This is a genomic window from Acinetobacter sp. 789_lipA (assembly GCF_058242845.1).
The window spans coordinates 2,707,634-2,732,305 of record NZ_JBZAYS010000001.1; the positions used below are offsets into that span (position 1 = coordinate 2,707,634).

Sequence of the window (24,672 nt, forward strand, 5' to 3'; positions counted from 1 at the left end):
TTACTCCGAAGTAGTCCATTTGAAGACACGGCCTAAATCATCAGCCATTGGTTGGAATTCAAACTCAGGTAGATCGTAATCATCCTGTTTTGAACTGAACGCAAGTTTATTGCTGACACAGCGGAAGAATTCCATACCAAAGAATTTACCTTTGTAGTCACGGAACAGATCAACACTGAATTCAGGCGTATAACCCATATCCAAGTTGCTTACGACACCTGACTTGGCACCTGCCACCGTCGCTGTGTATTTAAAGCTGATAAATACCGTTTTACCCACATCGGCAGATGCAAAGGTATAAACACCTGTCGCTTCATCCACACTGTATTGACCTGCAACCGGTGCACTCGCCACACGCTTTAAAGGAACTGCTTTGGCATCAGTTACGCCTAAATCTTTCACGAATGTACCGCTATTCGGAACGACTGGTGTGACTGACGCTGCAACGACTTCACCATTGATGGTTTGAGCGACTGCAGTAATACCGCCTTCAGTGACCACGCCACCAAAGAAAATGGAATTCAACAATGCGCCGTTGATGCGACCCATCGTCGCTTTACACTTAATCGAACCTTTACCGCGTGCGGCATCCACGGCGAATTGACCACGGCCATAGAGTTCTTTTAAGTCATAGCTGATATCAACTGACGTTGACTGCAGTACGCCCACTTCAACGGGCGTGCCGTTGGTGATTGGATTACCGTGCACATCCTGTAATGGTGTGGCAAAGATTTTACCGGCACCAAATAAATATTGAGCCATATCGACCTCTTAAAAATGAGAAAACCGCCGTATTGGCGGTCATGGAATTTATGAATTGCTTTAGGTAGTGGTAAGGATCCGTATCGGAATAATGGCAATCCCTTGGTCATCGAGCATGTTTTCAACTGCTTCAAAAACTTCGATCGTGCCCTCGATCCAGCAATGCTCGACCAATCCCCCTAAGGTTTGGTATTCGCAGATGTCAGGATGATCAGGTGCAAGCTTGGCACGTACGTGATCAATCATCTGATTCAACTGTACCGACGGCGGTATCGATGGATCTGATTCATGAATGTATACGTACACTTCCGCTTCAAGTTCAACCTTGGCATCCAAGCCTTTGACTGGTGCTTCGGTTTGATTGCCTTGGGTCACGAATAATGCTGGACGGTCATCAGGTGCAACGTGATTAAAATGCTTTAAGCGTCGACTGGTGGTTTTAATCCCCTCGATGCCTGACAAGCGATTAAACAATGCCTGGTAAATGGCTTCACTATTCACTGCTTAATCCCCTTTCAATTGCAGCATCAATATTCTTAGGTACAATTTTGCCTACTTGCTCCAACGCGTCACGCATCATTCTGCGCTCTCTAAAATTAACTTTACGAGAGAATGCATTTACCATTACCTGTTTGGGTGTAATCGGGCGACCAAAAGCTTTCTTGATTGTTCTTAAGTGTGTTTTGATGCTTACCGCACCATTAAGCCCAAACTCATGAACAAAAAGATATCTCAGATTAGCTCCGCCTGCCGCTACCACACCTTCTATTACATCCTTGTTGTCAGTTATTTGACTAACAACTGACCCATCAAGTCGACCAGAATCTCTCTTTAAATAAGGCAAGCCATCTGTTAAATGGCTTTTTACCTTCCACTCTAGTCGACCTGTTAGTGCAACAATAGTGCGCCGTATTTCAGCACGTACACGTTCATTGACCTCGTTAAAATCAACATCGGCATCAACACGGTACTCACTCATACATCACCTACTTTGCAGTAGCAGTTTCCTTTTTAGGTTCTGCTTTGGTTTCAGGTACCGCACGTTTAAAACCATGTGGTGCCAAGATGTGCGCAATGTCGGCATCCGACTCGATCACACCTTTTTCAACCTTGTATGTGGTACCTGCAATTTCGAGCGAAGTCGCTTTGAAATTTTCAGGCGCTTGATACTTAAATGACATGCCTTGCTCCTAAACAACAAAAGCACCCACCCCCAAACGATTGGGATTGGTACCATCACTGCCAATTGGAATTGAATTCTTTAATGCCAAGTAACGCTGGCCATAAATGCTTTGATTGTAAAACGCATCGGTACCTGAACGTGAAAAGCTCACACTCTGCCCTGCAATGGTCATACTCGATGCATCTGAAAAGCTGTTACCTGACTTTGATTTGAGTGCAACCTTGAGAATGTGTGCTGCATATAGACCCACAGCAAGTTCTTTCAGATCACCAAATTCAAGCGACTTCACAACGAGATCTGCTTCCTCTAATGCGTCTGCAATTTCTGCATCGGGTAGATTCATCAGCGCCGTGTCGTACTTAAACTTCAACTTAAAAGCTTGTGGGTCCATAGCTCACCTTATTCAGTCGCTTGAGCAAGTTTTTCTTGCAGCTGCTCAAGGGTTTCATCTTCAGCAAAGGTAATTTCAAGATCAGTCAGTGCTTTACGCACATCGTCAATCGTGAGCTCAGTAGGTTTGGATTCATCCTTGCCTTTGCCATCGTCAGTTTTACCTGATTGAGCGCCTTTACCACGACCTGAAGCAGGTTTTGAATCACCCACTTCTGCAACTTCTTCAATAGCCAGCTCACCCGCATCAATCAGATGTTTGGCAAACTTATTCTTTTGAAGTGCTTTGTGCTGATCAGCTTCAAGCAATACGGCGATACCTGTTGGCAAAGTTGCCACACCCGCAAAAACAAAAGCGGCATTAGAGCCGCTGTATGTGTATGAATATTTAGCCATGTGGTTTTAATCCTTATGCATGGTCAAGGTAACGAAGCGAATCAACACGCTTCAGCCAAACGCCCTGGTATTTGTAGTGACCAGGTACAAGCACATCTAAGCCTTTTGGTTGCGCCGTCAAGAACTCAACGCTGTTACCTTTAAACTGGATGCATGATGGATCACGGCGATAGATGATCGAACGGTCAGCACTTGCGGTACCCTTACCATTACCACGGCCAGATCCACGGATGGCTAATGGTTTGCCTTGAGTTGAGAAGATATTGTTTTCTTCAATGTACTTCAGAAATGTTTTACCACCTGAATCTGGCACGACACGTGTCGATAAGTGAGTGTACTGCGCTGATGCCATTAAGTAAGTGTCAGGCTCAATTGAAGCATCTCCATCAAACAAATCTGACGAATCAGCCAATGAGTTATTGAAGTCTGAAAGGACCTGTTCAATCGTTGCGGTTGCCCAGTTGTATTGCGCTGTCACAACAGTCACACCAGTTTGATTCAGGAAGCCATTGACCTGAGTAAGCTGACCGCTTGCATTCGCTGTGGTGTAGCCATACCAAGCCACATTCGACATGTGTTTTTCAGCAGCCAAATTCGCAGCCTGAACTTTGTCAGCTTCAAGTGTAAGGCTCATTGCCTGAGCCGTTGCCAATTCTACAATTGAGTATTGGTAACCGATCGTGCCAACTTTTACAGGCAATTGCACAGTGTCATATTCCACTTCTGCAAGCGGGATATCATCACCAGTACCTGCATAGTCTTTGCCGATACCCACGCCTTTTTTACGTGAAAGAATTTCGCCACCACCGTACACCGCTTGCACATCCATCACTGGAATGAATTTGGCATAGTCCAGAACCTGCTGAAGCTGTGGAGTAATTTCGTTTTGTTCTTCAAGCTTAATGAAAAGCTGTGCCAATGCGTCCATATTGAACGCATCACCCACCTGTGCCTGAATGGCGTATGAAATCGGCGTTAAACGCGCTTTCATTTTTACTAATTTGCTCATGTTCTATTAAGCTCCACGAAGATTAAGAAGGGCTAAACCATCGGCACCAGTCACAGTTTCCCATGCTGCACCTGGTAATTCGGTACCATCAGTTGCTGAGCTCGACAAAGAACCCAACGGTGCTGCTGTGGTACCGTTTGCAGTTTTTACGTAAACCGCAGCAGTAATGTCAGTTATTGGCGCTGTAGGCTTGACCCAGATCGCGCCTTCAAACATCACAGGGACCATATCAGCGGCTTTATAGGCTTCTTTGCCGGCAGTGGTTTTACCGGACTTACCTACGCCGTGGCGCACCACAACACCGAAACGTGTAGGTGTGGCACCTGCCACAGCCGTTACAGATTTGCCATCAGTCGTGCGGACAACTACATCACCGTCATTGACTAAAGTCAGACCTGAAAGCGGTAATGACAGTACAACTTCTTTGGCAGTTAAACGGCCACGCTGACCGACTACCGCATTTAATTGCTGAACCATGATTCAAGTTCTCCTTAAATTGTTTTGTATGCAGCAGACTTGTCATAACCCTTATTTTCTTTAGGGTCCTGATTATTGTTTTGCTGTTGTTGCTGTTGATGTAATACATCACCGACTGCATTGCCTGGTGTGGTCGATTTCACTGCTGACAGTGCACGGAATACCGTGTCGATCTGTTCAGGCTTAGCATCACCGACGGCGACACCACCAAGTACAGCGGTCACCAATGTGTCACCTGCTTTGGCTGCAATCACATCACGTTTGATTTGCTCACATGAACAGCCTTCTGTTTTGATACCAGGTACCAATGCAACGGCATCCGCAACCACGGACGCACGTTCAGCCACAACCTGATCAAGCTTTTCAGGAGTGATTTGGTTTTGCTCAAGATCACCAACTTTCTGCTTCAGTTCAGCATTTTCAGTCTGCAATGTATTAACCACTGCTTGTACAGCGGGTAATTCATCACCGATGGCAAATTGTTTGTCACCGACTTTGAGTTTTGCTGCTTTTAAGTTTTCAAGCTGGTCTTCTTGTTGCTTTACAGCATCAGCTAGCGCTTGGTTATCACCAATCTCAAAGCGAATACCGTTTACTTTAATTTCCATCTTTTTCCCCTTTGGGTTTGGTTTATGGTCACCGACGCGACAATCACCGCCACAGCGACCGTATTTAACCAGCGCCACGTGATTGCCTTTAAAATTGATAAATTTGGCTTGATACGGCGTACCATCTGGCGCCGTGCCTTGTTCAAGGACAAGATCAGCCGCGTAGCCCAATGAGATCTCAACGCGCTCATTGTTCTGAATAGCATTAATACTGTTCTGATCCTTGATGATCAGATCACCCAGCATGAATTCACCCTCTTGGCGCACATTCTCACAATCGCCAATGTGGTAGTCCTTCCAGTTGGACGCATTGATTTCATTTTTAGGTGGGTGATAGTCCGTTGCATCTACGCCGTCAAAGCTCTTGATCACTTCCGGTTTGAATAGATCCTCTGCTGCCACATAGACATTGATGACCTGATCCGCTGAATAGCCTTCCAGATTTGGAAATTCATAAGCGTAGTACTGACGGACTTGAGGTGCTTTGGCCAAGCGTACGTTGACGCATTTCAGATACCCTTCTTGAGTAAATGAGCGTGTACTTTCGCTTGGTGCAAAGTCACCAATTTTCAGTTGGTAAATGAGTTTCATAAATTTCGCCCATAAAAAAACCACCTTGCGGTGGTTTTGAACTAGTTAAAATTAGCTAATTATCTTTCGCTTGGGGTTTTTTCGAAAAAATGGCCATCTAAAAGCTGACTTAAATCTATTGAAGCACTGACAACACTCCAATCTATTGTGTTAAGAAATAAGATAGTCCATGTTGCCATTAAAACGAGACCACTTCTGATAGGTACACGACTTACAGAATATTTTTTCAATATCAGCATATTGATTATGGAATCCATCCAACCTGAATGTTTATTTATCTTAGCAATTACTTTTGTGCTTTGTTCTTTGTGACTTTCTTGATCATCGAGATTAAAAAGAGGAATGAAAGTCTCAGATCCAATAACACCTTTTAATCGTTCTTCAATCTCACTAGTCTTTAATTCCCACCATTCTTGCCAATATTTTGCTCCCGCTGCTACACCTATTTGATGCCATGAAATAAATATTCCAGCAAAACAAATTACGAACTCTACGAAAGGCTTGCTAGCTTGATTATTAAAAACTGCTGCAAGTAATACACCTTGAAATAACATGAAGAAATTATTTCTGTTAATTAACTGATGAATCTCAAAGTTTCTTGTTTCAATTGCTAATTTATATACCGCTTTTAGCTCTGAAAGCTTTTCAGCATTGTCTTTTTTTGGGTCTATCATAATGATGATCAGTAAAATTATTTAAAAGAATCTTAAAGATAAATTTTAATTTTACAACCCAAATTATAGAATGTCTTTTTATATTAAAAACCCACCGAAGTGGGTCAATAATCAGCATTATTCAAGGCTTTAGATACACTCGGATTGAGTGGCCACCTCGAGCAGCATTATAACTATGTTCAACATCACGCACGATACCTAAAACTTCATCGCCGTTTTCAGTCGTACCATTAAATATTTCACCAATTCGAGGTACAACTTCCAAGTCCGCATCCATTGCTAAATGATCGTGATTAATAATTTCAACTTGCATAAGAAAATTCCTATCTAATGAGAATCAACTTTATGAAAGTTATAAAATTTAATCAATCAGCACATTTCACATAGATAATAAAAAAGCCACATTGAGAGTGGCTTTTGTTTTTCATAAAGCTTATAGGTTATTTACTTAAAGCATTTTTGCTTTGTGCAACTAATGCTCTAGCCTCTTTCATAGCTGCTTTGAAATCCTGCCGCAATGAGACGACTTCTGATTTCGTCAAGGCTATTGGGCTTCTTGAAGTGCCCGAGCTCACCTTGCGTGAGATATTCGATTGGGAAACCAAATTCATTTTTCCACCACTCAGAAAGTTCAGGATGTTTGTTGCGAATAAAACTTAATGTTTTATCTAATGGGACAAGATCTAAATCTCGATAACCAGTTAGAGTAACTCCTAGTATAACCTTTCCACCATTAGATTCAATATGTCCTTTTAAGGCAGCCAATGTACCACCCATCGAAACAGTATCATCTATGATAACGTAGTTTCTACCCACTTCAACGTGTCCATCAAACATTGGCTGGCGTACTATTCGTTCATATGCATTTGCATCAGTATGGTTTGCCTTAACTGTTTGGACAATATCGTCACAAACCTCAAGACCTAAATCACCACCAATAATCTCTGCAAAAACAGCAGGAATTCTGTTTTTACCCAAATGCTCTTGGGCTAAGACTGGAACAAGTATTGGACTATGCCCAAGTATTAAAGTCCCAATATCTAAAATATCTTCAGATGTTAAAACATGCTCTACAAGTAATTCATAAGCAGATAAAACATTACCACCTTTAGCTTGTAAGTATAGCTCTTCAGATGCTTTCCTTAGTGTGCCAGAGGGATATAGTACTTTGATTTTTGGGAAATCACCCCAAGGTGTTCGTACAAAATTAATAACTATATTCCTGTAAGAAATATTCAATACTATTATTTTAAGCGCTTAAAAATCAAAAACAACTCAATCAACTAAAATATCTTCATAATTCGGCAATGCCGTGCATCGACATCGAACTGGTTGACCTGGATGCCCTCCGCTTGGTGGATCATCCCATCGGAATGTTTCACCATGCTTTTTCTCATGATCTGGTCGCACACGCTCATCTTTTGATGTTGACCAAGTGTAAGATTCAAACCCAATATCTAAATGGCGTACCTTTGTGATGGCGCCGTTGATCTTGCCCATCTGATCGGCTGCAATGAGTCGTGCACGAAAGTCCGTGCTATGACCGAGCTTTTTAATTTCCTGAGCTAATTCCTCGTTGGTCTGCCCTGTCTGCAAGGCATTCATCACCAAGGCTTCAAGCTTGTCGGTGTACTGACTTGGAATTGATTTAATCAAAGATACGTTTGCAGCAATCTGATTATCGATTTCATCCTGAATATCAGCGCCACGGAAAAACGGCGTCAAATCCACACCAAGAATGGTCTTGGTATGACTGGCAATCTGCTTATCCACTTCCTTGCTGGTATCCATAACAACCTTGGTGGCCAAAGATACCGACACTTCCATGGTGTACTTCACCATCTTTTCACGTAACGCCGTGAATAGATCCGTCACCCAGCCATCACCAATGTTCTGCCCTACGGTAGGTAAAACAAAATCCTTGGTTTGTTCTTGGCAATATTTAGATATTTCCAAAAGCTGACGTGTATAGAACAACTCAACACGTCGATTGACCTTAACTGCCTTAGGCTTTGCCTTGCGTCCTTTCTTACGTTTCTTGATCTGCTGAAGCTGAGGCTTAAGGATCTGTATGATCGTCGTCATTAGCTGTCACCATTGTTTCCAGCAATTTGATGTGATCCTCACTGATAACCGAGTAAACGCCGTCGATATTAAGCTGACGTGCGATCTGAGGCTCAGTGATGATGCCCATATTGAGATATTTCTCATCACGCTCAGCGTTGGCTTTCTCCACTTCTGAACGGACTTTTGCATCCAATTGCCAAAGTGGATTAAACACAACATTTAATTCAGAAATTTGACGCCCAAACGTAGACTGACATATCACGGCGAGGAACTTCATCAGAACAGGCTTAACATGCCATTCCTGCTTGGTTGCAATCGTATCGTAATAATTACGAGTGTCATGCTCACCAGTGGCATTCATCCCTGCAGGTGATTGGCCAAACAGAATCGTATATGGGATATCTGCCGCGCCAGCTGTCTGAATCGAGAATTCACGCATCATGTCAGGCAAACCGCCAAAGCTATACGTTTTTGATTCGTACTTTTCTTCAGCATCCAACACGATCATGCCGTTAATGCTCTTCATAAAGCCCACGGACATAAATCGCTCCATCACGCCTTTCATGTCCTCTTTGATCTTATCGACCAGGTTAGGCGTTTGAATCACATCAATCTTCGATTCATGAATCAGACTGGCTGAACCGCGTTTCACACTGGCATGGTCAAGCAGATCCTCATAGACTTCTTGCAAGATGCTTTGTGGCTCTTCATTGACCACATCAGCATGGGCAATACGAATTAAGCGAGTATGGTGAATGCGCTTCTTAGCCTCATTCCCCATTTTCATGTCGTAAAATTCAGGCTGCTTCAATAGTCCACAGCATGCCGACGGCGGCAAATACGAGTTCTTATCTGGTGTGATGTATTTCTTTTTCACGACCGTGAAGAATTCCAAACGACCTTGGCCAAGCTTAGAAATATCTAAAGGTTGATCTAATGCAGCACCATCAGCCGTTCCAAGCAGGATATATACAACGCCGTAGAGGCGCGAAAGGATTAAGCCTGATAAAAGCACCTGATTTAAATGAAATGCCTTACACGCTTCTTCAAGGCGTTTTAAATCATCGCCTTGAATGCCTTCATAGAACCATCCAGCACGAAGCATGTCTGATGCAGGACGGTTGACAATACGGCGTGCGAGCCAGTTCTGGTAAACCGCTTCAAGCTGATCATCGTCAATATCTTTCCGTACAAATTTGCCACCAGCAGCCTTGTCACGTTCGGTACCAATATTCGATACCAAGTTTGTATATGCACCAGCATCACCAATGGCATTCATTGCCTGTTTTACTGCATCAGCTACAAGCGTTTTAATTTTACCGCCTGTATCCGACTTTTTATCTTTAGCCATAAATACCTCTAATCAAATACAGTCGGCTTTTTCGCAAGTGAATCGTTAATCGCATCGATGGTAGGGTCCCATTGGTCATCATGCTCATGTGACATGCTGGCAGTAAGTCCCTCGATCTCTTCCACATAGTTCAATAGCCACGGCGCACTTACAGGCAACATGACACGACCATCTTCAACGTAGAACACAACGTCCATGGTACGAGTCAGTTTGTCCGTATCACGCTGGATCGCTTTAATTGGTAATGTGGTATCACGCGAAATGTTTTGGATCAGCATTGTGCCTGATGCCTTGTCCTCGATGGCCATGTATCGAAGCTTGCCAATCTTGGTATTACTTTCCTTGTGCTTATTGATGAAAGCCTTAGCTTCCTTAATTAGCTCAGGTGCTTCCCATTTGCCACGGCGCACGTCGATAATATATAGGCGATTGTCATGCCCAAGACCTGCACATAAGAACACTGAATAGTCGTTATGTTCTTTAGTCTTTTGCGCCGTATCTGCCCAGATCGCACGCCACTTGAGTGGAGGCAATTCGAGATAGTGACCAAACCATTCAGCCTTAACAAGATCACCACCGAGCTTTTTAGGCTCTTGCTGGTACTGACTGCTGAACGTATAACGAGACACCGTAGCGCCGTCTTTGTCCTCACCGCCTTTCTCTAACTGCAGTAATGACTGTAACGACTCTTTCAGTGGCCAATAGCTCTGACGTCCTTTCTCGTCACGTTCCACATCACGTGGTACTTTCTTACGAATATGCTCAGGCAATGAGTTGATATAGTCATCATCAATCAGTGCCGGTATCGAGATCTGATGCCATTTCCCTGGCACGTTGCCAGTCATCACAAAGTTGGTCGGATCCTCAACGTGTAAACGCTGCATGATCAAAATAATAGGTGTGGATGACTTGGCCTTACGTGAGTTGACCGTGTTCAGAATCTTACGGTTTGCCTTGTTACGTGCCGTCTTACTAAATGCATCTTCAGGCTTGAGCGGATCGTCCAGAATAATCGCACCGGTAAATCCAGCGTCTGCCAATGTACCTGCACGGCGGCCCGTAACCTGACCACCCATCGAAGCAGAATAAACATGCCCTGCTTCATAGCCATCTACAGTCGTTTTCCAACTGGCCTTAGCATCGGTATTGGTTGAGATCTTCACTGGCCATAAGCCCTGAAAATCAGCCGATTTAACGATGTTTCGTGCTGTAGATGACACATCCTCAACTAGAGATTGTGAGAATGATAAATATAAGAATCTTGAACGTTGGTTCCGTGCGATACCGCGCGGGATCAAGTTGGTCAGTAATTCAGTCTTACCTGAACCCGGTGGAACATTAATAACTAGGTTTTCAATACGGCCTGCAATGACCTCATCAATTGCCCAAGCCATATACTCATGGTGCCAATTGACTGAGAACTTAAATCCCATACGGGGCTTAAAGAATGCACGTGTAAAAAACAGGTGCTCATCCTCACACTTCATGCGCTTTGCTTTGAGTTTTACAGGATCAATATTCACTCTCGAGTTCATTTATTGCCTGCCTTATTTGCTCATTAGTAGCGGTCACAGGAGTAACGTTTTCACTCTGCAATGGGCCACCACCAGCGCCTGTAATTTCTTGCTTATTGGTATATTTACCACCCATGTCTTCAGCAGCCTGTCTAAGAATGCTTGTAGCAGCTACTCGGTTTTTACTGTATTTCTGAAACAGATTTTCATAGCGCTGCATGCGTACCGCTAAATTAGCAATGGGTATTGCCTCAGGTTTTCCCAAAAACATTCCACGAGTCTTTTCAAAATCTACTCTCAATTCTTCGCTTAAGTTCTCACCTGCCCGTTTAGTTGGGTCATATTTCTCACACTGCTGTTTAGTAACTTTTATCCCGTATTCTTGGTTGACGAGCTCAGCAGTTTCTGTGGGTGTATTAAATACGGCAAGTGAGCGAACTATAAAGAGTTTTACCTCTTTTTTTAGAGCCGCCATATCCTCAATCCTGTCAACCTACGTCAACCTAAATAGCCCAAAAAAAGAGCCCCAAGGCTCAATTAATCACACAGTTCCCACAACACGCAGACACATTAAAATCAGATACAAACGGCGCATTCTTTGTGATTTCGACTAAGCGCTTAACACTCTCACTTGCACCCCAACGCTTGACCACACCATAAAATTCTTCAACGTCATGGCCAGCTAGGTAATGCTTTGGTAAGCCAGTGTTGTCGCTGTAAATGATTTCGTCGTCTTGATCACGCTCAACGCCAATGTGATAAAGCTCATGCTCGATCAAGGCACAGAAGTCATGATCTGAAGCTTGCTCACAGAATGATGCATCTATAGTGATTAGATAAACAGGTACACAACCAAACCAATCCCGCATCTGCTGTTCTTGCCGGGCTTTCTTCCATCCGCCCTGGTTAAACATCACTTTTTCACATTGACCTAGCACCATGCGCTTTTTAGCCATACATGCTGATGATGCCCAAGCAAATGCTAAAAAGGTTTCATCGTCGTGTAGTAGCTCAGAGATATGGTCATGATCAGGATTGTGGAGCTGGCCACCAATGGTTAGAAAGTTTTTAATCACCCATTCTTTTAATTCCACGGCGGGCGCAAGGCGAATTGCTTCTTCTTCCTCATCCTGATCAATGAGATCCGTCGGTGGGAATGGTCTGATCTGTTCCATCTTCTAATCTCTCTAACTGCGACTTGATCCACCGAATCACACTACCCGACTCAATTGCATGTGGCTCAAAACGCTGAATCCTGTAACCCATATCTTCAGCCAGATCATACTTATTAAATGCGTTTGCTATCTTTCTTCCACCACGCCCGACAGCCCAAGGACTACCCGCTATTTCAATGAGAAGTCGCAACTTCACAATATAAAAATCGAATCGCCAATTTTTAGTGGATTCAAATTGAAATCTACGCTCATAGCCAATTAAATGTTCTTCTAATTCTTGGAATAGCGCTTCCTCAGCTTCTAAGTATTTTTCTTTTGCCTTTGGTAAAGGTTTAGAGCGTGGTTTGGTTTTAGGTGGGCGCTTTTTGGTTTTCCAGAAGTAGTCGTCTGCATTCATATATTGCGCCCATTAAAAAACCACCCGAAGGTGGTTTGCTTAAAACAACATCGACATCTGCCCAAACTCATAAATAATTAATGTAAGGACTAAAGCCGAAACCGAGATTATAAGCACATCTTGTGAAGCCATACTTTTCTCCCTTTATTGTTCTTTTTTTATACTCTCACAATTAAAAAAATTATCAACACTAAAAGAATACATTTCTCACAATTTATAGGGATAGATATGTAAGAAATTATACAATAGTGGTTTATTTGTTAATTAATCGTACAGGCTTGTTCTTAGATTCTTAACCCGCTGTTTCAACTTAATCATGATGCCATCTATCGCCAGCATCTCATCCCGAGTCAAACCCGAACGGCTTAAGTTTTGGTACTTAGACAGTTCAGCACTACAAAATTCTAAGTCTTTTTTCGCTTGTACTTTGTCTGTCATGTAATCACCAATAAGAAAAGAAAAACCCCGCCAAGTTTGTTATCTCAGCGAGGTCTTATGTGCCGTAATACGTTCGGCAAATGCCACCGAAGTGGCGAGGGTCTTAAACTTCTTTCATACAATCACGACACACTTTGATTTCTTCATTATCAACCGTGTAATCGATCTCAGTCGCACCGTGTAGGCCGAATAAACACATCAGTAATCTAAGCATGATTTTACTCCTGAACAATCAAGCAATCATGTCGCAAGAAATGTCAATTAATTTTACTTATAAAACATAAATTTAGAATATTTATTACCGAAATAATGTCAGTGATTTTGTCGAACTAAGAAAGATTTCTTCTTGGTTAATCAAGCAATGATCAAGCATTTTAACTTGGTGTGATTACACTAGTATTTCTCAGGGCAACAAAAAAGCCCGACCACTTGATCGAGCTTTGATGTAAGTAAATATCTGGGTGGCGGCATTAAAATTTAAACCACTACGAATAAAGTTAAGCCGCCATTGGGTGCCTTGATATTGCTTTCACGGAACATTTCTCAAGGCATTAAAAAAGCCCATCAAATGATGAGCTTTTTACGGTAATTAAGTGAATTTCCATATGTACGTCCACTATACCTGAAATATGCCATACCCCGTGCGCACACTCAAGCGGTTTTTTCAAAAGTTTCAAATACAAAATGCGGGTGTCTGCTTTTGATATAAGCAAGGCCGCATTTTAGATCTTGGCGAATTTGATTCACGGATGTGTCATTACTCCCAGCAATATCTCGTAATGAATTACCTATCACGTAGTGAGACCAAATTGATGAGATCCACTCCTGAAGGATTACATCTTCTACAAGCTGAATATCAAGAAATAGTCTTTGAATTGCACGTGCCTCGTTGCAGTCTAATTGGCAGCATGTTCCTTTTCGGCGTACGCATAGACGATCTCTAAGAGTCTCGTCTGACATGTACATTGCAAGCAGCCGCTCACGTTGTTGCTGCGTTATTCTTTTTGTTGGCATAGTTTTAACAACCATTACCATTGTCTCATTATCGCCATTTATCCAAGCTCCAAGCTGACGACACCATTCTTCAAAACTGTATTTCGACCAATCTGTCGCTTGCATAATCGTTACTGCTGCCGTCATCCCAAATCCCCTACCATCTTCTCTATTTGCTCAATCGCTGAACCTGATTTCACTTGCTCGGTGCTAAACCGTATTACCTGATAACCCATCATTGTTGCTGCGTTATATTTCTCTAAGTCCCCTAAATACCCCTTACTCCTTGTATGCCTGCCATTACTCCAGATCCCACCTTCCACTTCGACCAATATCTTTTTACCCTTCAAATGAAAATCCGCTCTCCATTTACGTGTAGGGTGAAACTTAAACTCCTGCTCAAATTCAATTCTAAGCGCCTTGAGTTGTAGGCTTAGAGTTTGCTCACCCTCACTAACAACACGCTGCTTCTTGACCGATGCATGACGTTTAGCCCTGCGTTTTGGTTTGTAGATTTTTCGATATTCAGCGAGGGAGATGCTGGTCACTTGCACCTCGTTTAATCAAGGTAAAACACCCATAATTTCCAACAAATTTCTGCCCACTGTCATCAATTGCTGCGACTGCAAAATTCTTAATATGCGTCACAGTTAGTGTGCTTGTTGGTTGCTTCCATGCTTCAATGTCATGAATCACCTTGTCACCAATATGAAATGGATTACTCATGCTCAACCACCTCCACATCAGCACACAAACACATGAACGGCGTTCCATCATCTAAGCGCCCAAATACACGACCATCTTCAACTCGGTCTAACACACCGTATCCAGTGAATCGCTTACCTGAATAAATCGTTGCTGATTCACCAATAAAATCTACTTTTACGCGGTCGCCTTTATTCATCCCTTCACCTCAAATAATTGTTTTGCCTTATCCGTTAAAAAGAATCGTGATTCATCTGTAAAACCTGCATCTTTTCGTTTGATATACCCAGCTTGCTCTAAACCCTTCAAGTAGCGCTGTGCTGTTCTTAAACTGAGATTGTTTAAGGCCGTTTTACGAAGCTCAGATACCGTTGCTATCGGGGTAGTTTCAATTGCCTTGAGCGCAAGCACAACACGTTCAAATATTGCAATCTGATTCACTGAAGTACTTAGACGCTTCACACTTCACCCCCAACACGATTGAATCCATTGGCTTTCATTGCCTGATACTCATTTGGATTATCAAAAGGATCTGGCCACTCGTTTTGAAGTCGCTTTTTGGCTTCGTTAATTTCAAGCTTTTGAGGTTTAGGTATTTCACGATTACGGACATTCAGTTTGCGCTTTAGGTTCTCCAGCTGCTGACGTGCAACATCGTTTGTCACAGGCTTATGGCTTAGATCGTCACCAGTAAATCCACATTGAGCAATTGCTTCTAGTAACTCATCCGCTTCATTACGCTCCTTAGCCTCAGATATGATTCGCTTGTAAACACTGCTATAAACTTTATAAAACGTATCTGTTGAACCTAAATATCCATAAGGCTTTACAACTTCATCAAATGCTTGTTTTGCAAATTTATTGATTTCATGAGATCGATTCTGTTTTTCGTAAGTCAAAGCCTGCAACCAAGCCTCATCATGGCTTTGGTATTCATACTTACCTAAACACCAATCTTTAAATTCGTTTACGGATGGTGGCCAAGCTGAAGTTTCAAGACGAATCAGTCCCCGATTAAATTGATCAAAGGTGATACCTGAAAGCTTCTGGACAAACTTATCAATCACCTGCCCCTTTTTTAAACCCGACCATTGATCTGTAAAGCGTTTACCGTATGACAAAAGCATGTCTTCAACCAACTTACGCGCATCTTGCTCACCAAACTGTTGGACAGAATGATCTTGATTTTGAGTTAATTCATTACGCATATTTCACACCCTCCACTTCATGAACATCTCGAATTGATGGAGTGTCTTCACCACTAATTTCAGATAGCCACTCATTGACTTCACCCTGAGTTCTATTTCCTGCGCTTGATTGAGATTTTGGTTTTTGAGATGTTGATTGTGTTTCACGCTGACGTTTCGTAGCATCCTTGTTGTTTTGAATCCATGTGTACCACTTAACCAACCATAGACTTGGCGTGTTCTTGGATTCTTCACCCTTAGCTGAGAAGAAATCACCAAAGTTGGTAAACATGGAAATCAAATCTTGGATTTGAACTTCACAGAATCTTTGTCTTCCAAGTTCAATAAAATCGTTTTGGAGTGGGTATTGATTTACGCATTCGAGAATTGAATATCGCTTATGGTCTTCAGATTTGTATTGTGAAAACTGAATTGCTGGTAATGGAAAATTTTCTTCACACGGATTACTACTACAATTCTGCTCTTGTTCTTGTTCTTGTTCTTGTTCTTGTTCCTGCTCTTGTTCTTGGCTTCGGAGGGGCTCACAAGGGGCTTCGGAGGGGCTTGTATTACTCGTATTAATACCACGCTTGTTTGACATACAAAATGCATGAGAATATTTATCGTAAAATGCTGATAAAAAAGGATTATCAGGTAGTGAGTCATAGTCCTTTTGAACACCCTTGCAGCGGTTATCTGCTGGCTTTAGCTCCTCAGCCACTTGAAAGCGTGCCATTTCATACACCCAAACAACCTCTGAGTCTTGATCGTAAGCACAAAACCCTGCTTCACAGGCACTTTGTAGCCCCTTCAAAGCCCCTTCTAAGGTAAGTCCAGTTTCATGGGCAATGTACATAGTTGGCATGTAGTACAGACCCAACATATTGGCATGAGGGTTCGTAATTAAGTAAAGAGAAACCATTAGTGCTTCAGGATTCTTTTTTAGCTGCTTTCCTGTTTTACCTACCCAAAAATGAGGTGAAACTTTTGCATAATCACGCATGAGAAATTACCTCCTTTGAAGGGGCTTGCAAGGGGCTACCAAGGTCTGTAAATTGATCAAAATCAACTAGGAAACCAACAAAATGACACTTCTTAAAAAGCGTGAAGCTTTGGCTATTTTTATAAATGAAAACAACACCATTTCGATAATGCACCCAGATGTAGAAGATTTTGAGTCGGGCAAGAACAAGGACGTTATAATTACAATACTTCCAGAAGATATTGATCTTGTTGTATCTGAGCTTCTTAGAATCCAAAAGGAATACTATGAACAGGTTCAAGAAGAGCTTGAAAATGAATAATTGATTCATATTGATTCCCCACCCAATTTGACTAGGCCGCGCTTTTCCAACTGACGAATAATTCGAGGTTCGACAAATTCGTTGTTGATTTTGTACCTCGTACGTGACTTTTCTTTCACCTGAACAAGTTGGGTACCTTCTTGCATTTGGCGACGTATCGCTATGGCTTGCCCCCCCATTTGGGTTGTATGCTCAAGAATGAAATAAGCTTCCTGAGCCTCAATAGCTTGGTTCATGACTGATAAAGGCATTGCGGCAAGTTCTTTAGGTGTGTATATCTTCACTGGATCAAGCAAAGGGATCATCACCTCGATAGGTGCTGGAGCTTGAACATCTTTCTGCCCACGTTTAGCTGAATATCTCACTGAGCACCCCCTTTTTCGATATTTTTAATAAAGCGGCCAAACATAAAAATATGACCTGCTCGATGTAGGCTTGAAATAATTTCACCTGCATACCAAACTGAAACATGATGTTCATTGATCAACGTTTCCATAAACTCGTCACGGGTGACGGCAGCATTCTTTTCATCACCCTTGATCTTGCGAAGATTTGCCCTACGGATCTCTAGCAATCCATCTAATGTACGGAGTGCTGGCTCATACCATGATTGAAGCTGCATCATCTGTTTATGGTCAGGCTTCTTTTGAATGGCCTTGTTGGTAATCATGGAACCTCCGCTAAGGCTTGTTCGGCCAAAGTGAGACGGCGTTTTAATTTCAGCTCCAATGTTGTTGCATGACGGATCTCTGTTGGATCTACAACAACAACGATCACACCATTCGTTGTAACGCCAATACCACCCAGTGAGGTTGTGTACTCAACGGAAAGTAAATCAGCCGTATCAAAAGTACGATTCACTAGAGTCACTGGAGCGATTAGCACCACCATATCCCCTTGTAAGAAATCGTTATTTGAGTTGTCTTGAATTGGTTGTTGTGCTAAATTTCTTCTCATATTCATTGGTTCCGATAATTAATGAATTAAAAAGCCTGATTTCTGCGATCAGGCTTTTTCTTTTTGAGCATTTGCTGTGTACTTCTGCATTTGCTTAAGCGCTGCCTGATCCACGGCGGTAATCAACTCGATCAAGCCCTGGGTAATCTGGTGGATCTCTTCGTATTCCGCTGGTGTAATCACCCCATCCTCATAAGCCTCATACACAACTCGGTTTGCTTTCCCGCTCTTAATGTTGTGTTGCATCATTGCTTCAAAGATCGATAGCTCATGATGTTTGCTTGAGTCACAATCCACTGGTACTAATGCGTATCCCATCTGATGCGCCCACACCTTTAAAATTTCAGGGTTCTGCGTATACATCATGATGGTTTCAAGCTTCTTTAAGCTCGGTAAATGGTTTGGCATCCCTACGTTGCCGTAGTTGCATATGGTGTTATGCGAATCACCAGTGACCTGAGCAATTTCCTTTGGTGAAATTCCCTTTGTCTGGTTAATCATTTTAAAAATTGCCGTTTGAGCTTCACGGCTTAGTGTTATTTCTTGCATTTGTGAAATCCTTTATTTGTTTCACGTTTCTTTGAAGGTTTGACAAAGTGATAATTGGTTATGCGGCGGAGGGATTCTTCTTTAAGAAAAATTCAAATAATTTTTTATGTGAAAGCTTATCGTTGCTTGCATCCACAATTGCTTGAATGGTCTCCATGCGAGGCTTTTTGCGCCCATGGATTAGATGTGACTCCATGTATCCATAAGAAACTCCTACGCGCTCGCAAAATTTATTTTTTTCAGGCTCGCTTAAAGCTTTCCAGAATTCATATAAGTTTGGCATTTAAATACACCCAATAGGTAAATTAAATACAAATATACCTGTAAGGTAAATTTAATTCAACCTATCAGGGTATTTATTTTTTCTACCCATCGGGTAAATTTAACAAGTAATTTTAAATGTGGGGTTCGTATGACAGGCTTAATGCAAATTCATGAGATTCGCTTAATGAATGCTAGAAATTTATTAAAGGAATCTGGATTGAGTCGTGCGGATTTTGCTGAAAAGACCGGTATTTCCTATAACTTAATCAGTCAATATATTGGTAAAAATCCAACAAAGAATATTGGGGATGAAACTGCGATAAAGATCGAGGAGGCTTTTGGAAAACCAAAGGGGTATCTAGATCAGGCAAATGCTTTTTCACTTGACTCCAATGACTCGGAATCAAGTCATGCTCAATCGAGCGGTATTAAAATCGCCCCAATTGAATTTAGAAGTGGTGACGCAAAAGCCACCAATGTGAGAATCCCTGTCTACAAGGATATCAAAGCATCCTGTGGTGCAGGTATTGAGAATTTTTTAGAAGATGTGAGTGAATATCTTGATATAGATCCTTACATACTAAAAATCATGGGTATTCAAACAAAACCTGAAAATTTAAGAATTATCTACTCATCTGAGTACAGTATGTGGCCAACTGTGGCTCCTGATAGCCCACTCTTTGTAGACATATCTGATAAAGATCCAGATATGCTGAAAAATGGCAATGTATATGTTTTTACACATAGCAACGAATTAAGAATGAAGCGAATTTTTGTTAGTTATGCAGGTGGCAAAACCGTAAGGCTTGCAAGTGATAACCCAGATAAAGTTCGCTACCCAGATGAATTTATTACGAATGAGCAACTTAATGAAATCAATTTTGTTGGCCGTTTGGAATTAGCGCTCGTAAAGCCATAGATGCTGTAACAAGTCAAGGTCTAACACGATATCAACCAAGATATCCTATGATAAGAATTCTTAAAAAAGGAAAACAAAATGATCGCTACACTTAATAAATCCAAAACTGCGCTAACAATTAATCGTCAAGAATTCAAATTGGCATTAGAAAAAATTGGTGCAGGAATTGATAAACAAATAGCAGCTCTCAAAAAAGCCAAACAAAGCTACGACGCTGCGGAAATAGCACGCGAGGTCATTGGTGAAGTAAACATCTTTGAAGCGATTATTGAGGGCTTTAACGAAGCAGAAAGCACCAATCTAAAACTAGCAGATATAACCAATCTTGATACAGCACAAGGTTGGGTGGATGACTTTTTAGAAAAGTATTCGGATATATAAATAGCCCTGATCAATTTTGCTGGCTGGATTAAATAAAAAGCCGCTATATGCGGCTTAATCACGTAATGAGAATGATTAATGAGTAAAGAATACAATAACATTGAGCTGAGCAAATATAGCGAGCTAAGCAGTGATGAACAAACTGCTATTCATGAAATGCTTATCTCATATGTACGCACAGATCATTTCTACAATATTGTCTTACTCCATGATAGTGAGCCTTACGACCTGGTCAAACTTGTAAGTATTAGCTTCGAGAATCAAGATGCTGCAATCTGGGTTCACTTCGAGACCATTACTGCTGAGAGACTGACTATGCCTTTAGACTTTATTTCAAGAATAGAGTTATGTAATCACGAAGAACTTTTAAATACTGCGAAGCTGGGCCGGTATGAGTTTGTTTAGGTTATCTCTGGATGTTTATAAAGTAAGTCATCAGTGACTTTGAAAAAGAATAAAAGCTGCGAACCCGACGCAGTCCTTAAGAATAGATCGGGTGGAGAATTAAGTGAAAATTGAATTTCAATATTTGGCTAAAGATGCTGATAGACCTGACAATATAACGCTATCCGATGCTGGATATGAAGTGGAGCAAGGAGAACCAATTCCCTCTATAGGTGATTGCATTATGATCGACCTTTGCAGCCCGTTAGAAGAAAGAGGAAATTTTGCTCATTTTAAGGTTATTGCGCGCCACTTTATGTATTTATCATCAGGGCATCAGCAAAAACACATGATTATTGTTGTCGCAGATGCTGACGACACCCCTGAAAATAATTATAGAGAGTGATTCATCTATAATATTGAGAATAAATCTTCGAGTAATGCATTCACTGGATCGCGCTTATTATTCTCAGAATAACTTAGAAGTTGGCTTTTATAAGCACGGAGCTGTTGATGCATTGGATCATTTAGAACGGTTTGAAGCAAGTCTTGTCGTTTTTTATTTGTCTCAACACCGACGAGAGTATTGTCACAAACCACTTTTACGGTCTGATGCATAGCATTTAATCGTTCGGTGCTCACTACTGCGCTAGAGAATACAAACTCCTCAGCTATTTTGATTTGCTCTTGAATAACAACTTGGTTTTGTGTTGTAGCCACTAAGGCTGTATACAAATTTGCTCGAAACTCTTCTTTAGTCATTAAAAAAAACTCCATCCAACCCACCCCAGCGGTGGGTTTTCTTTTGTCTATTTAATCTCAATTTACCAATTTAGTAAAAATATTTTTAATAATTTTACCTTGCAGGTATTTACTTTATTTTACCCCACAGGTATATTTTATCTCACAGACAACAAAAAGCCCCGATGACTTTGGACGGCTATCAGGGCTTTTGCAAATTGCGAGATCAATTATGAACAAAACCTTATCCCCTTTCAATAGCATCAAGATATCTCTTGGTGTAGCTGCTGTAACAATGGGTGCGCTCGCTTTCGCATTCAACCCTGAGCCTAAGGCTGCTCAACCAATAGTTGCCAACGTAGCACCTTCTGAATATCAACTCCTTGCATTACGCATGACTGGTGATAACCACGGCGAAGCTGTTATTCGTTTAGATGGTTTCCGCGTTACAGCACGTTTTGAAGTTGAGGCATTTCCTGACAGCTACGGCGTACCAGGTAGTGAATTCACAGCTGTAGACGTAACCAGCCTTAATGAAGTGACCGTTTCAGATGCCTTAGGCAATCCATACAACGACTTCACAAACCACATCGACCATCAGAACTTCAATGCCCTCATCAAAGGCTATATTGAAAAACATCGTTTAGTGGAGGCAGGCTAATGACTACTTCTACTCAAAAGTTTTCTGAGTTCATCAGCCAAGATGACGAAGGCAACATCCGTATGCGTCTAGGCCATTCAACCTACTTTGAAAAAGGTCGCCATATCTATGTGATCAATAAGGATGGTACCGAGAAGTTAATCACGCTTGAGGTTCATGCAGCCAAGCCTTGGATCCGTGAAAACTTTGAACGTGAACGTGCTTTCCAGCAAAGAAAAACCATGGCTGTTCGTCTTCAAAAGTCACTTACACGTGCTTATCCAAAATCATATAAACGAGCTAAAGACTCACTATTCTGGGCATAAGGGGAAATACTCATGGCTATACCTATTATTCCAGCAGACCAAGCATTAAACGTAAGCGCGATTATTACTTACATCTATGCAGATCCGGGTCTTGGTAAAACGTCTTTAGGATTCACCGCAGATAAAGCTATTTCATTTGACTTTGACCGTGGTGCACACCGCACAGGTGAACTTCGTCGCGGAGCTGTTGTTCCAGTTCAGCAGTGGTCAGATATTGAAAACATTACTGAACAAGACTTAGCACCTTTCAATACGGTTGTTATTGATACCGTAGGCGCAATGCTTGAATCCATCAAGACACATTTGCTCAAAACAGCGAATAACCGTCAACAAGATGGTGCACTCAAGTTAAAAGCCCAAGGCTTAGCAAATATGAAGTTTAAGCAGTACATAAATACGCTTTTAAGTTTTGGCAAGGATGTCGTCTTTATTGCCCACGCCTCAGAAGACCAAAGCGGTGATCAGATCATCTACCGTCCTGAGCTTGGTGGTAAGAACCGAAATGAACTTTACCGTATTGCAGACATCATGGGTTATTTGACCACTGTAACTACTGGTGAGGGTAAAAATGCGAGAGTCATTAACTTCAAGCCATCCCCAACACACCATGCGAAAAATTCAGGTGCTTTAGGTGGTGAGACGGGTGAGGTTTGGGTTCCTGATCTTAAATCACACCCTACTTTTCTTGCAGACTTAATTGCAGATGCGAAGGCTCATATCAACACGCTTACCCCTGCTCAAATTGCATTAAATAAAGCACTTGAGGATTTGGATAACTGGAAACAAAGCTGCGAAGAAGCTGTTTATGCAAGCGACTTAAATCACCTGACCGAGACCCTAAAGCTAGACAAAGAACACACTTATTATCAAAACATGCGTCAAGCAATGCTTGCTCGAGCGAAAGTACTCGGCTGCACATTCGATATACCCCGCGATACATGGATAGAACCTCCTGAATTTAATGGGATATCAGAAGCCCTGCGGGATGAATTACAGGAATTTATAGACCAGTGTGGATTAGATGTAAAAACAGCTTGTGAGCACTTGGGTATAGATTCTCTTATGGAAATTGATTCAACCCAAGTCCAGAAAGTAATGAAAGAACTTGAAGAATTAGCAAAATCAGGAATCAGCCAATGAGCGCATTAATCCTAGACACAGAAACTCACGACCTGAATGGTTACCCAATTGAGATTGCTTACGCACCTTGCTCTTTTGAGCAAGGGGTGTTGGTAATCAACCAAGGGGAAGTTTTTGATGAGTACTTCTCATGCCCTGAGCCTATCGCTCTGGGTGCTTTAGCAACGCACCACATTCTTGAAACTGATATTGCTGAAAAGCCAAGCTTTGATACCTTCAGGATGCCTCAAGGTGTTCAATACTTGATTGGGCACAATATTGATTATGACATTAAAGCTGTTCAGAAATGCCAGCCAGACTTCACTGTCAAAGGTATTTGCACATTGGCTTTATGTCGCATGGTATGGCCTGAATTGCCACACACATTAAGCGCAATGTACTACCACGTTATGGATGATTTGGAGCTTGCACGTAAACACCTTCGACATGCCCACAACGCTAAAGCAGACATCTATTTCACTGGTGTAATTCTAAAAACATTAGTAGAGCAGCTAGGCATTAAAGACATGAACTCTCTGAACATCATGTCAGAAACTGCCCGTATACCGAAGTACATAACTTTTGGAAAGCACAAAGGTACCGCCATTAAAGAACTTGATCCAAGTTATGTAACTTGGTTACTACGTCAAGATGACTTAGATCCTTACCTACGTAAAGCATTGGTGACTCTATGAAAAAAGCAACTCTTGTCCACCCACTCATGAGTGAAGCATTTCTGATTTGGCTAGCGAAGCTTGGATACAAAGGTGTGGCGCGTGCTGGTGTTATCTCTTTTTACCACGAGATCAACAATCGAAACTTTCCACGTGGCGTTATGATTTTGGAAAACGGTCGATTAAACAGACCAGCTGCCAAATTATTTGAAGAATTTAAGAAACATGATCCATTTAATGAGGTGGCAGCATGAGCACATTGAAAGATTTAAACAAGCATCTGTTTGATCAGTTGGATCGTCTGGCTAAGGCTGACAAAGACACTCTTGATTCAGAGGTAAAGCGCGCTCAAACCATGTCGCAAGTGAGTGAGCAGATTGTGGATGCGCACAAAACTCAACTGGATGCGGTAAAACTGGTGGCTCAATACAAAGGGCTTAACACGAATCAAGAAGCGCCACAGATTTCTGTTGGTGATATGAATATGAGTGTTTGAT

At 41.9% G+C, this 24,672-nt stretch carries 43 protein-coding genes; 11 read left to right on the forward strand and 32 right to left on the reverse strand.

The features are described 5' to 3' along the window. From AC4CUZ_RS13135 to AC4CUZ_RS13260, 26 genes are all read right to left on the reverse strand, one after another. On the reverse strand, positions 1-762 hold the full coding sequence (locus AC4CUZ_RS13135; RefSeq protein ID WP_490747725.1) for a hypothetical protein: 762 nt from the start codon (positions 760-762) through the stop codon (positions 1-3). A 60-nt stretch (positions 763-822) separates the two neighbouring features. After that, on the reverse strand, positions 823-1,263 hold the full coding sequence (locus tag AC4CUZ_RS13140; protein ID WP_155861499.1) for a hypothetical protein: 441 nt from the start codon (positions 1,261-1,263) through the stop codon (positions 823-825). Beyond that, the gene (locus AC4CUZ_RS13145; RefSeq protein ID WP_155861500.1) at positions 1,256-1,741 is read right to left on the reverse strand and encodes a hypothetical protein; all 486 of its coding nucleotides are present in this window, start codon (positions 1,739-1,741) and stop codon (positions 1,256-1,258) included. The genes AC4CUZ_RS13140 and AC4CUZ_RS13145 overlap by 8 nt, the downstream gene beginning before the upstream one ends. A gap of 7 nt (positions 1,742-1,748) precedes the next feature. After that, positions 1,749-1,943 carry a hypothetical protein gene (locus AC4CUZ_RS13150; protein ID WP_178928033.1) on the reverse strand — a complete coding sequence of 65 codons (195 nt, stop codon included), beginning with the start codon at positions 1,941-1,943 and terminating at the stop codon, positions 1,749-1,751. A 9-nt stretch (positions 1,944-1,952) separates the two neighbouring features. Further along, positions 1,953-2,336 (reverse strand): DUF4054 domain-containing protein, encoded by a 384-nt coding sequence (locus AC4CUZ_RS13155; RefSeq protein WP_490747726.1) that lies wholly within the window; start codon positions 2,334-2,336, stop codon positions 1,953-1,955. Between the two features lie 8 nt (positions 2,337-2,344). Further along, positions 2,345-2,731 carry a hypothetical protein gene (locus AC4CUZ_RS13160; protein WP_490747727.1) on the reverse strand — a complete coding sequence of 129 codons (387 nt, stop codon included), beginning with the start codon at positions 2,729-2,731 and terminating at the stop codon, positions 2,345-2,347. Between the two features lie 13 nt (positions 2,732-2,744). Then, a complete protein-coding gene (locus tag AC4CUZ_RS13165; RefSeq protein ID WP_490747728.1) occupies positions 2,745-3,740 on the reverse strand; it encodes a DUF2184 domain-containing protein in 996 nt (331 codons plus the stop codon). A gap of 6 nt (positions 3,741-3,746) precedes the next feature. Beyond that, the gene (locus AC4CUZ_RS13170; RefSeq protein WP_490747729.1) at positions 3,747-4,217 is read right to left on the reverse strand and encodes a structural cement protein Gp24; all 471 of its coding nucleotides are present in this window, start codon (positions 4,215-4,217) and stop codon (positions 3,747-3,749) included. Between the two features lie 14 nt (positions 4,218-4,231). Next, positions 4,232-5,416 carry a DUF2213 domain-containing protein gene (locus AC4CUZ_RS13175; RefSeq protein WP_490747730.1) on the reverse strand — a complete coding sequence of 395 codons (1,185 nt, stop codon included), beginning with the start codon at positions 5,414-5,416 and terminating at the stop codon, positions 4,232-4,234. A gap of 59 nt (positions 5,417-5,475) precedes the next feature. Then, positions 5,476-6,090 (reverse strand): RipA family octameric membrane protein, encoded by a 615-nt coding sequence (locus AC4CUZ_RS13180; protein ID WP_151836690.1) that lies wholly within the window; start codon positions 6,088-6,090, stop codon positions 5,476-5,478. Between the two features lie 121 nt (positions 6,091-6,211). Continuing rightward, positions 6,212-6,403: a hypothetical protein gene (locus AC4CUZ_RS13185; protein WP_490747731.1), complete on the reverse strand. Its 192-nt coding sequence runs from the start codon at positions 6,401-6,403 to the stop codon at positions 6,212-6,214. Between the two features lie 167 nt (positions 6,404-6,570). Then, positions 6,571-7,329 (reverse strand): phosphoribosyltransferase, encoded by a 759-nt coding sequence (locus AC4CUZ_RS13190; RefSeq protein ID WP_490747732.1) that lies wholly within the window; start codon positions 7,327-7,329, stop codon positions 6,571-6,573. Between the two features lie 36 nt (positions 7,330-7,365). Continuing rightward, on the reverse strand, positions 7,366-8,175 hold the full coding sequence (locus AC4CUZ_RS13195; protein ID WP_490747733.1) for a phage head morphogenesis protein: 810 nt from the start codon (positions 8,173-8,175) through the stop codon (positions 7,366-7,368). After that, on the reverse strand, positions 8,150-9,436 hold the full coding sequence (locus AC4CUZ_RS13200) for a DUF1073 domain-containing protein (protein WP_490748072.1): 1,287 nt from the start codon (positions 9,434-9,436) through the stop codon (positions 8,150-8,152). Before AC4CUZ_RS13200 ends, AC4CUZ_RS13195 begins: the two co-directional genes overlap by 26 nt. A gap of 80 nt (positions 9,437-9,516) precedes the next feature. Beyond that, positions 9,517-11,043, reverse strand: a complete 1,527-nt coding sequence (gene terL / locus AC4CUZ_RS13205; RefSeq protein WP_490747734.1) for a phage terminase large subunit — start codon at positions 11,041-11,043, stop codon at positions 9,517-9,519. Next, positions 11,021-11,497, reverse strand: coding sequence for a DUF2280 domain-containing protein (locus tag AC4CUZ_RS13210; protein WP_490747735.1), 477 nt, complete (start codon positions 11,495-11,497; stop codon positions 11,021-11,023). The genes terL and AC4CUZ_RS13210 overlap by 23 nt, the downstream gene beginning before the upstream one ends. Before the next feature lie 58 nt (positions 11,498-11,555). Further along, complete coding sequence (locus tag AC4CUZ_RS13215) at positions 11,556-12,197, reverse strand: putative metallopeptidase (RefSeq protein WP_490747736.1); 642 nt, start codon at positions 12,195-12,197, stop codon at positions 11,556-11,558. Continuing rightward, a complete protein-coding gene (locus AC4CUZ_RS13220) occupies positions 12,157-12,594 on the reverse strand; it encodes a hypothetical protein (protein WP_490747738.1) in 438 nt (145 codons plus the stop codon). Before AC4CUZ_RS13220 ends, AC4CUZ_RS13215 begins: the two co-directional genes overlap by 41 nt. Before the next feature lie 264 nt (positions 12,595-12,858). Beyond that, a complete protein-coding gene (locus AC4CUZ_RS13225; RefSeq protein WP_201951282.1) occupies positions 12,859-13,032 on the reverse strand; it encodes a hypothetical protein in 174 nt (57 codons plus the stop codon). 651 nt (positions 13,033-13,683) lie between these two features. Then, entirely contained in the window at positions 13,684-14,172 is a 489-nt protein-coding gene (locus AC4CUZ_RS13230; protein ID WP_004693748.1) for a hypothetical protein, read from the reverse strand. After that, positions 14,169-14,573, reverse strand: a complete 405-nt coding sequence (locus tag AC4CUZ_RS13235; RefSeq protein WP_490747739.1) for a DUF559 domain-containing protein — start codon at positions 14,571-14,573, stop codon at positions 14,169-14,171. The genes AC4CUZ_RS13230 and AC4CUZ_RS13235 overlap by 4 nt, the downstream gene beginning before the upstream one ends. Next, positions 14,551-14,751 (reverse strand): hypothetical protein, encoded by a 201-nt coding sequence (locus AC4CUZ_RS13240; protein ID WP_058952040.1) that lies wholly within the window; start codon positions 14,749-14,751, stop codon positions 14,551-14,553. The genes AC4CUZ_RS13235 and AC4CUZ_RS13240 overlap by 23 nt, the downstream gene beginning before the upstream one ends. Beyond that, positions 14,744-14,929 carry a hypothetical protein gene (locus AC4CUZ_RS13245; RefSeq protein ID WP_058952041.1) on the reverse strand — a complete coding sequence of 62 codons (186 nt, stop codon included), beginning with the start codon at positions 14,927-14,929 and terminating at the stop codon, positions 14,744-14,746. Before AC4CUZ_RS13245 ends, AC4CUZ_RS13240 begins: the two co-directional genes overlap by 8 nt. Continuing rightward, positions 14,926-15,192 carry an IclR family transcriptional regulator gene (locus AC4CUZ_RS13250; protein WP_058952042.1) on the reverse strand — a complete coding sequence of 89 codons (267 nt, stop codon included), beginning with the start codon at positions 15,190-15,192 and terminating at the stop codon, positions 14,926-14,928. The genes AC4CUZ_RS13245 and AC4CUZ_RS13250 overlap by 4 nt, the downstream gene beginning before the upstream one ends. Continuing rightward, positions 15,189-15,938, reverse strand: coding sequence for a hypothetical protein (locus AC4CUZ_RS13255; protein WP_058952043.1), 750 nt, complete (start codon positions 15,936-15,938; stop codon positions 15,189-15,191). Before AC4CUZ_RS13255 ends, AC4CUZ_RS13250 begins: the two co-directional genes overlap by 4 nt. Beyond that, a complete protein-coding gene (locus AC4CUZ_RS13260) occupies positions 15,931-16,920 on the reverse strand; it encodes a hypothetical protein (RefSeq protein WP_058952044.1) in 990 nt (329 codons plus the stop codon). The genes AC4CUZ_RS13255 and AC4CUZ_RS13260 overlap by 8 nt, the downstream gene beginning before the upstream one ends. 82 nt (positions 16,921-17,002) lie before the next feature. On the opposite strand from AC4CUZ_RS13260, the gene AC4CUZ_RS13265 reads away from it, so the two are divergent. Then, complete coding sequence (locus AC4CUZ_RS13265) at positions 17,003-17,221, forward strand: hypothetical protein (protein WP_058952045.1); 219 nt, start codon at positions 17,003-17,005, stop codon at positions 17,219-17,221. Positions 17,222-17,226: 5 nt separating this feature from the next. Here AC4CUZ_RS13265 and AC4CUZ_RS13270 read toward each other — a convergent pair whose 3' ends face one another. From AC4CUZ_RS13270 to AC4CUZ_RS13290, 5 genes are read right to left on the reverse strand one after another with little or no spacing between them, the layout of a single operon-like run. Further along, complete coding sequence (locus AC4CUZ_RS13270) at positions 17,227-17,586, reverse strand: hypothetical protein (protein WP_058952046.1); 360 nt, start codon at positions 17,584-17,586, stop codon at positions 17,227-17,229. Next, on the reverse strand, positions 17,583-17,891 hold the full coding sequence (locus AC4CUZ_RS13275; RefSeq protein WP_490747740.1) for a hypothetical protein: 309 nt from the start codon (positions 17,889-17,891) through the stop codon (positions 17,583-17,585). The genes AC4CUZ_RS13270 and AC4CUZ_RS13275 overlap by 4 nt, the downstream gene beginning before the upstream one ends. Next, positions 17,888-18,178, reverse strand: a complete 291-nt coding sequence (locus tag AC4CUZ_RS13280) for a hypothetical protein (RefSeq protein WP_490747741.1) — start codon at positions 18,176-18,178, stop codon at positions 17,888-17,890. Before AC4CUZ_RS13280 ends, AC4CUZ_RS13275 begins: the two co-directional genes overlap by 4 nt. Before the next feature lie 48 nt (positions 18,179-18,226). Beyond that, positions 18,227-18,727, reverse strand: a complete 501-nt coding sequence (locus tag AC4CUZ_RS13285) for a phage regulatory CII family protein (RefSeq protein ID WP_159151754.1) — start codon at positions 18,725-18,727, stop codon at positions 18,227-18,229. 58 nt (positions 18,728-18,785) lie between these two features. Next, positions 18,786-19,010: an XRE family transcriptional regulator gene (locus tag AC4CUZ_RS13290; RefSeq protein ID WP_131230303.1), complete on the reverse strand. Its 225-nt coding sequence runs from the start codon at positions 19,008-19,010 to the stop codon at positions 18,786-18,788. A gap of 129 nt (positions 19,011-19,139) precedes the next feature. Between AC4CUZ_RS13290 and AC4CUZ_RS13295 the strand changes: the two genes are divergently transcribed. The 4 genes from AC4CUZ_RS13295 to AC4CUZ_RS13310 all read left to right on the forward strand — a co-directional run bounded on the left by AC4CUZ_RS13295 (position 19,140) and on the right by AC4CUZ_RS13310 (position 21,081). Next, positions 19,140-19,910, forward strand: coding sequence for a LexA family transcriptional regulator (locus AC4CUZ_RS13295; protein ID WP_131230301.1), 771 nt, complete (start codon positions 19,140-19,142; stop codon positions 19,908-19,910). Positions 19,911-19,988: 78 nt separating this feature from the next. Then, positions 19,989-20,291 carry a hypothetical protein gene (locus tag AC4CUZ_RS13300; protein WP_125273661.1) on the forward strand — a complete coding sequence of 101 codons (303 nt, stop codon included), beginning with the start codon at positions 19,989-19,991 and terminating at the stop codon, positions 20,289-20,291. 78 nt (positions 20,292-20,369) lie between these two features. After that, complete coding sequence (locus AC4CUZ_RS13305) at positions 20,370-20,696, forward strand: hypothetical protein (protein WP_151837173.1); 327 nt, start codon at positions 20,370-20,372, stop codon at positions 20,694-20,696. A 103-nt stretch (positions 20,697-20,799) separates the two neighbouring features. Further along, positions 20,800-21,081: a hypothetical protein gene (locus AC4CUZ_RS13310; protein WP_151837174.1), complete on the forward strand. Its 282-nt coding sequence runs from the start codon at positions 20,800-20,802 to the stop codon at positions 21,079-21,081. Between the two features lie 5 nt (positions 21,082-21,086). Here AC4CUZ_RS13310 and AC4CUZ_RS13315 read toward each other — a convergent pair whose 3' ends face one another. Further along, entirely contained in the window at positions 21,087-21,437 is a 351-nt protein-coding gene (locus tag AC4CUZ_RS13315) for a hypothetical protein (RefSeq protein WP_490747742.1), read from the reverse strand. A gap of 274 nt (positions 21,438-21,711) precedes the next feature. On the opposite strand from AC4CUZ_RS13315, the gene AC4CUZ_RS13320 reads away from it, so the two are divergent. From AC4CUZ_RS13320 to AC4CUZ_RS13345, 6 genes are read left to right on the forward strand one after another with little or no spacing between them, the layout of a single operon-like run. Further along, a complete protein-coding gene (locus AC4CUZ_RS13320) occupies positions 21,712-22,077 on the forward strand; it encodes a hypothetical protein (protein WP_490747743.1) in 366 nt (121 codons plus the stop codon). Further along, positions 22,077-22,382 carry a hypothetical protein gene (locus AC4CUZ_RS13325; protein WP_490747744.1) on the forward strand — a complete coding sequence of 102 codons (306 nt, stop codon included), beginning with the start codon at positions 22,077-22,079 and terminating at the stop codon, positions 22,380-22,382. The genes AC4CUZ_RS13320 and AC4CUZ_RS13325 overlap by 1 nt, the downstream gene beginning before the upstream one ends. A 12-nt stretch (positions 22,383-22,394) precedes the next feature. Beyond that, complete coding sequence (locus AC4CUZ_RS13330; protein WP_426977008.1) at positions 22,395-23,522, forward strand: ATP-binding protein; 1,128 nt, start codon at positions 22,395-22,397, stop codon at positions 23,520-23,522. Beyond that, a complete protein-coding gene (locus AC4CUZ_RS13335) occupies positions 23,519-24,196 on the forward strand; it encodes a 3'-5' exonuclease (protein ID WP_490747745.1) in 678 nt (225 codons plus the stop codon). Before AC4CUZ_RS13330 ends, AC4CUZ_RS13335 begins: the two co-directional genes overlap by 4 nt. Further along, positions 24,193-24,429, forward strand: coding sequence for a hypothetical protein (locus tag AC4CUZ_RS13340; protein WP_125280165.1), 237 nt, complete (start codon positions 24,193-24,195; stop codon positions 24,427-24,429). Before AC4CUZ_RS13335 ends, AC4CUZ_RS13340 begins: the two co-directional genes overlap by 4 nt. Further along, positions 24,426-24,671, forward strand: a complete 246-nt coding sequence (locus tag AC4CUZ_RS13345; protein WP_490747746.1) for a hypothetical protein — start codon at positions 24,426-24,428, stop codon at positions 24,669-24,671. The genes AC4CUZ_RS13340 and AC4CUZ_RS13345 overlap by 4 nt, the downstream gene beginning before the upstream one ends. Position 24,672: the final 1 nt, after the last annotated feature.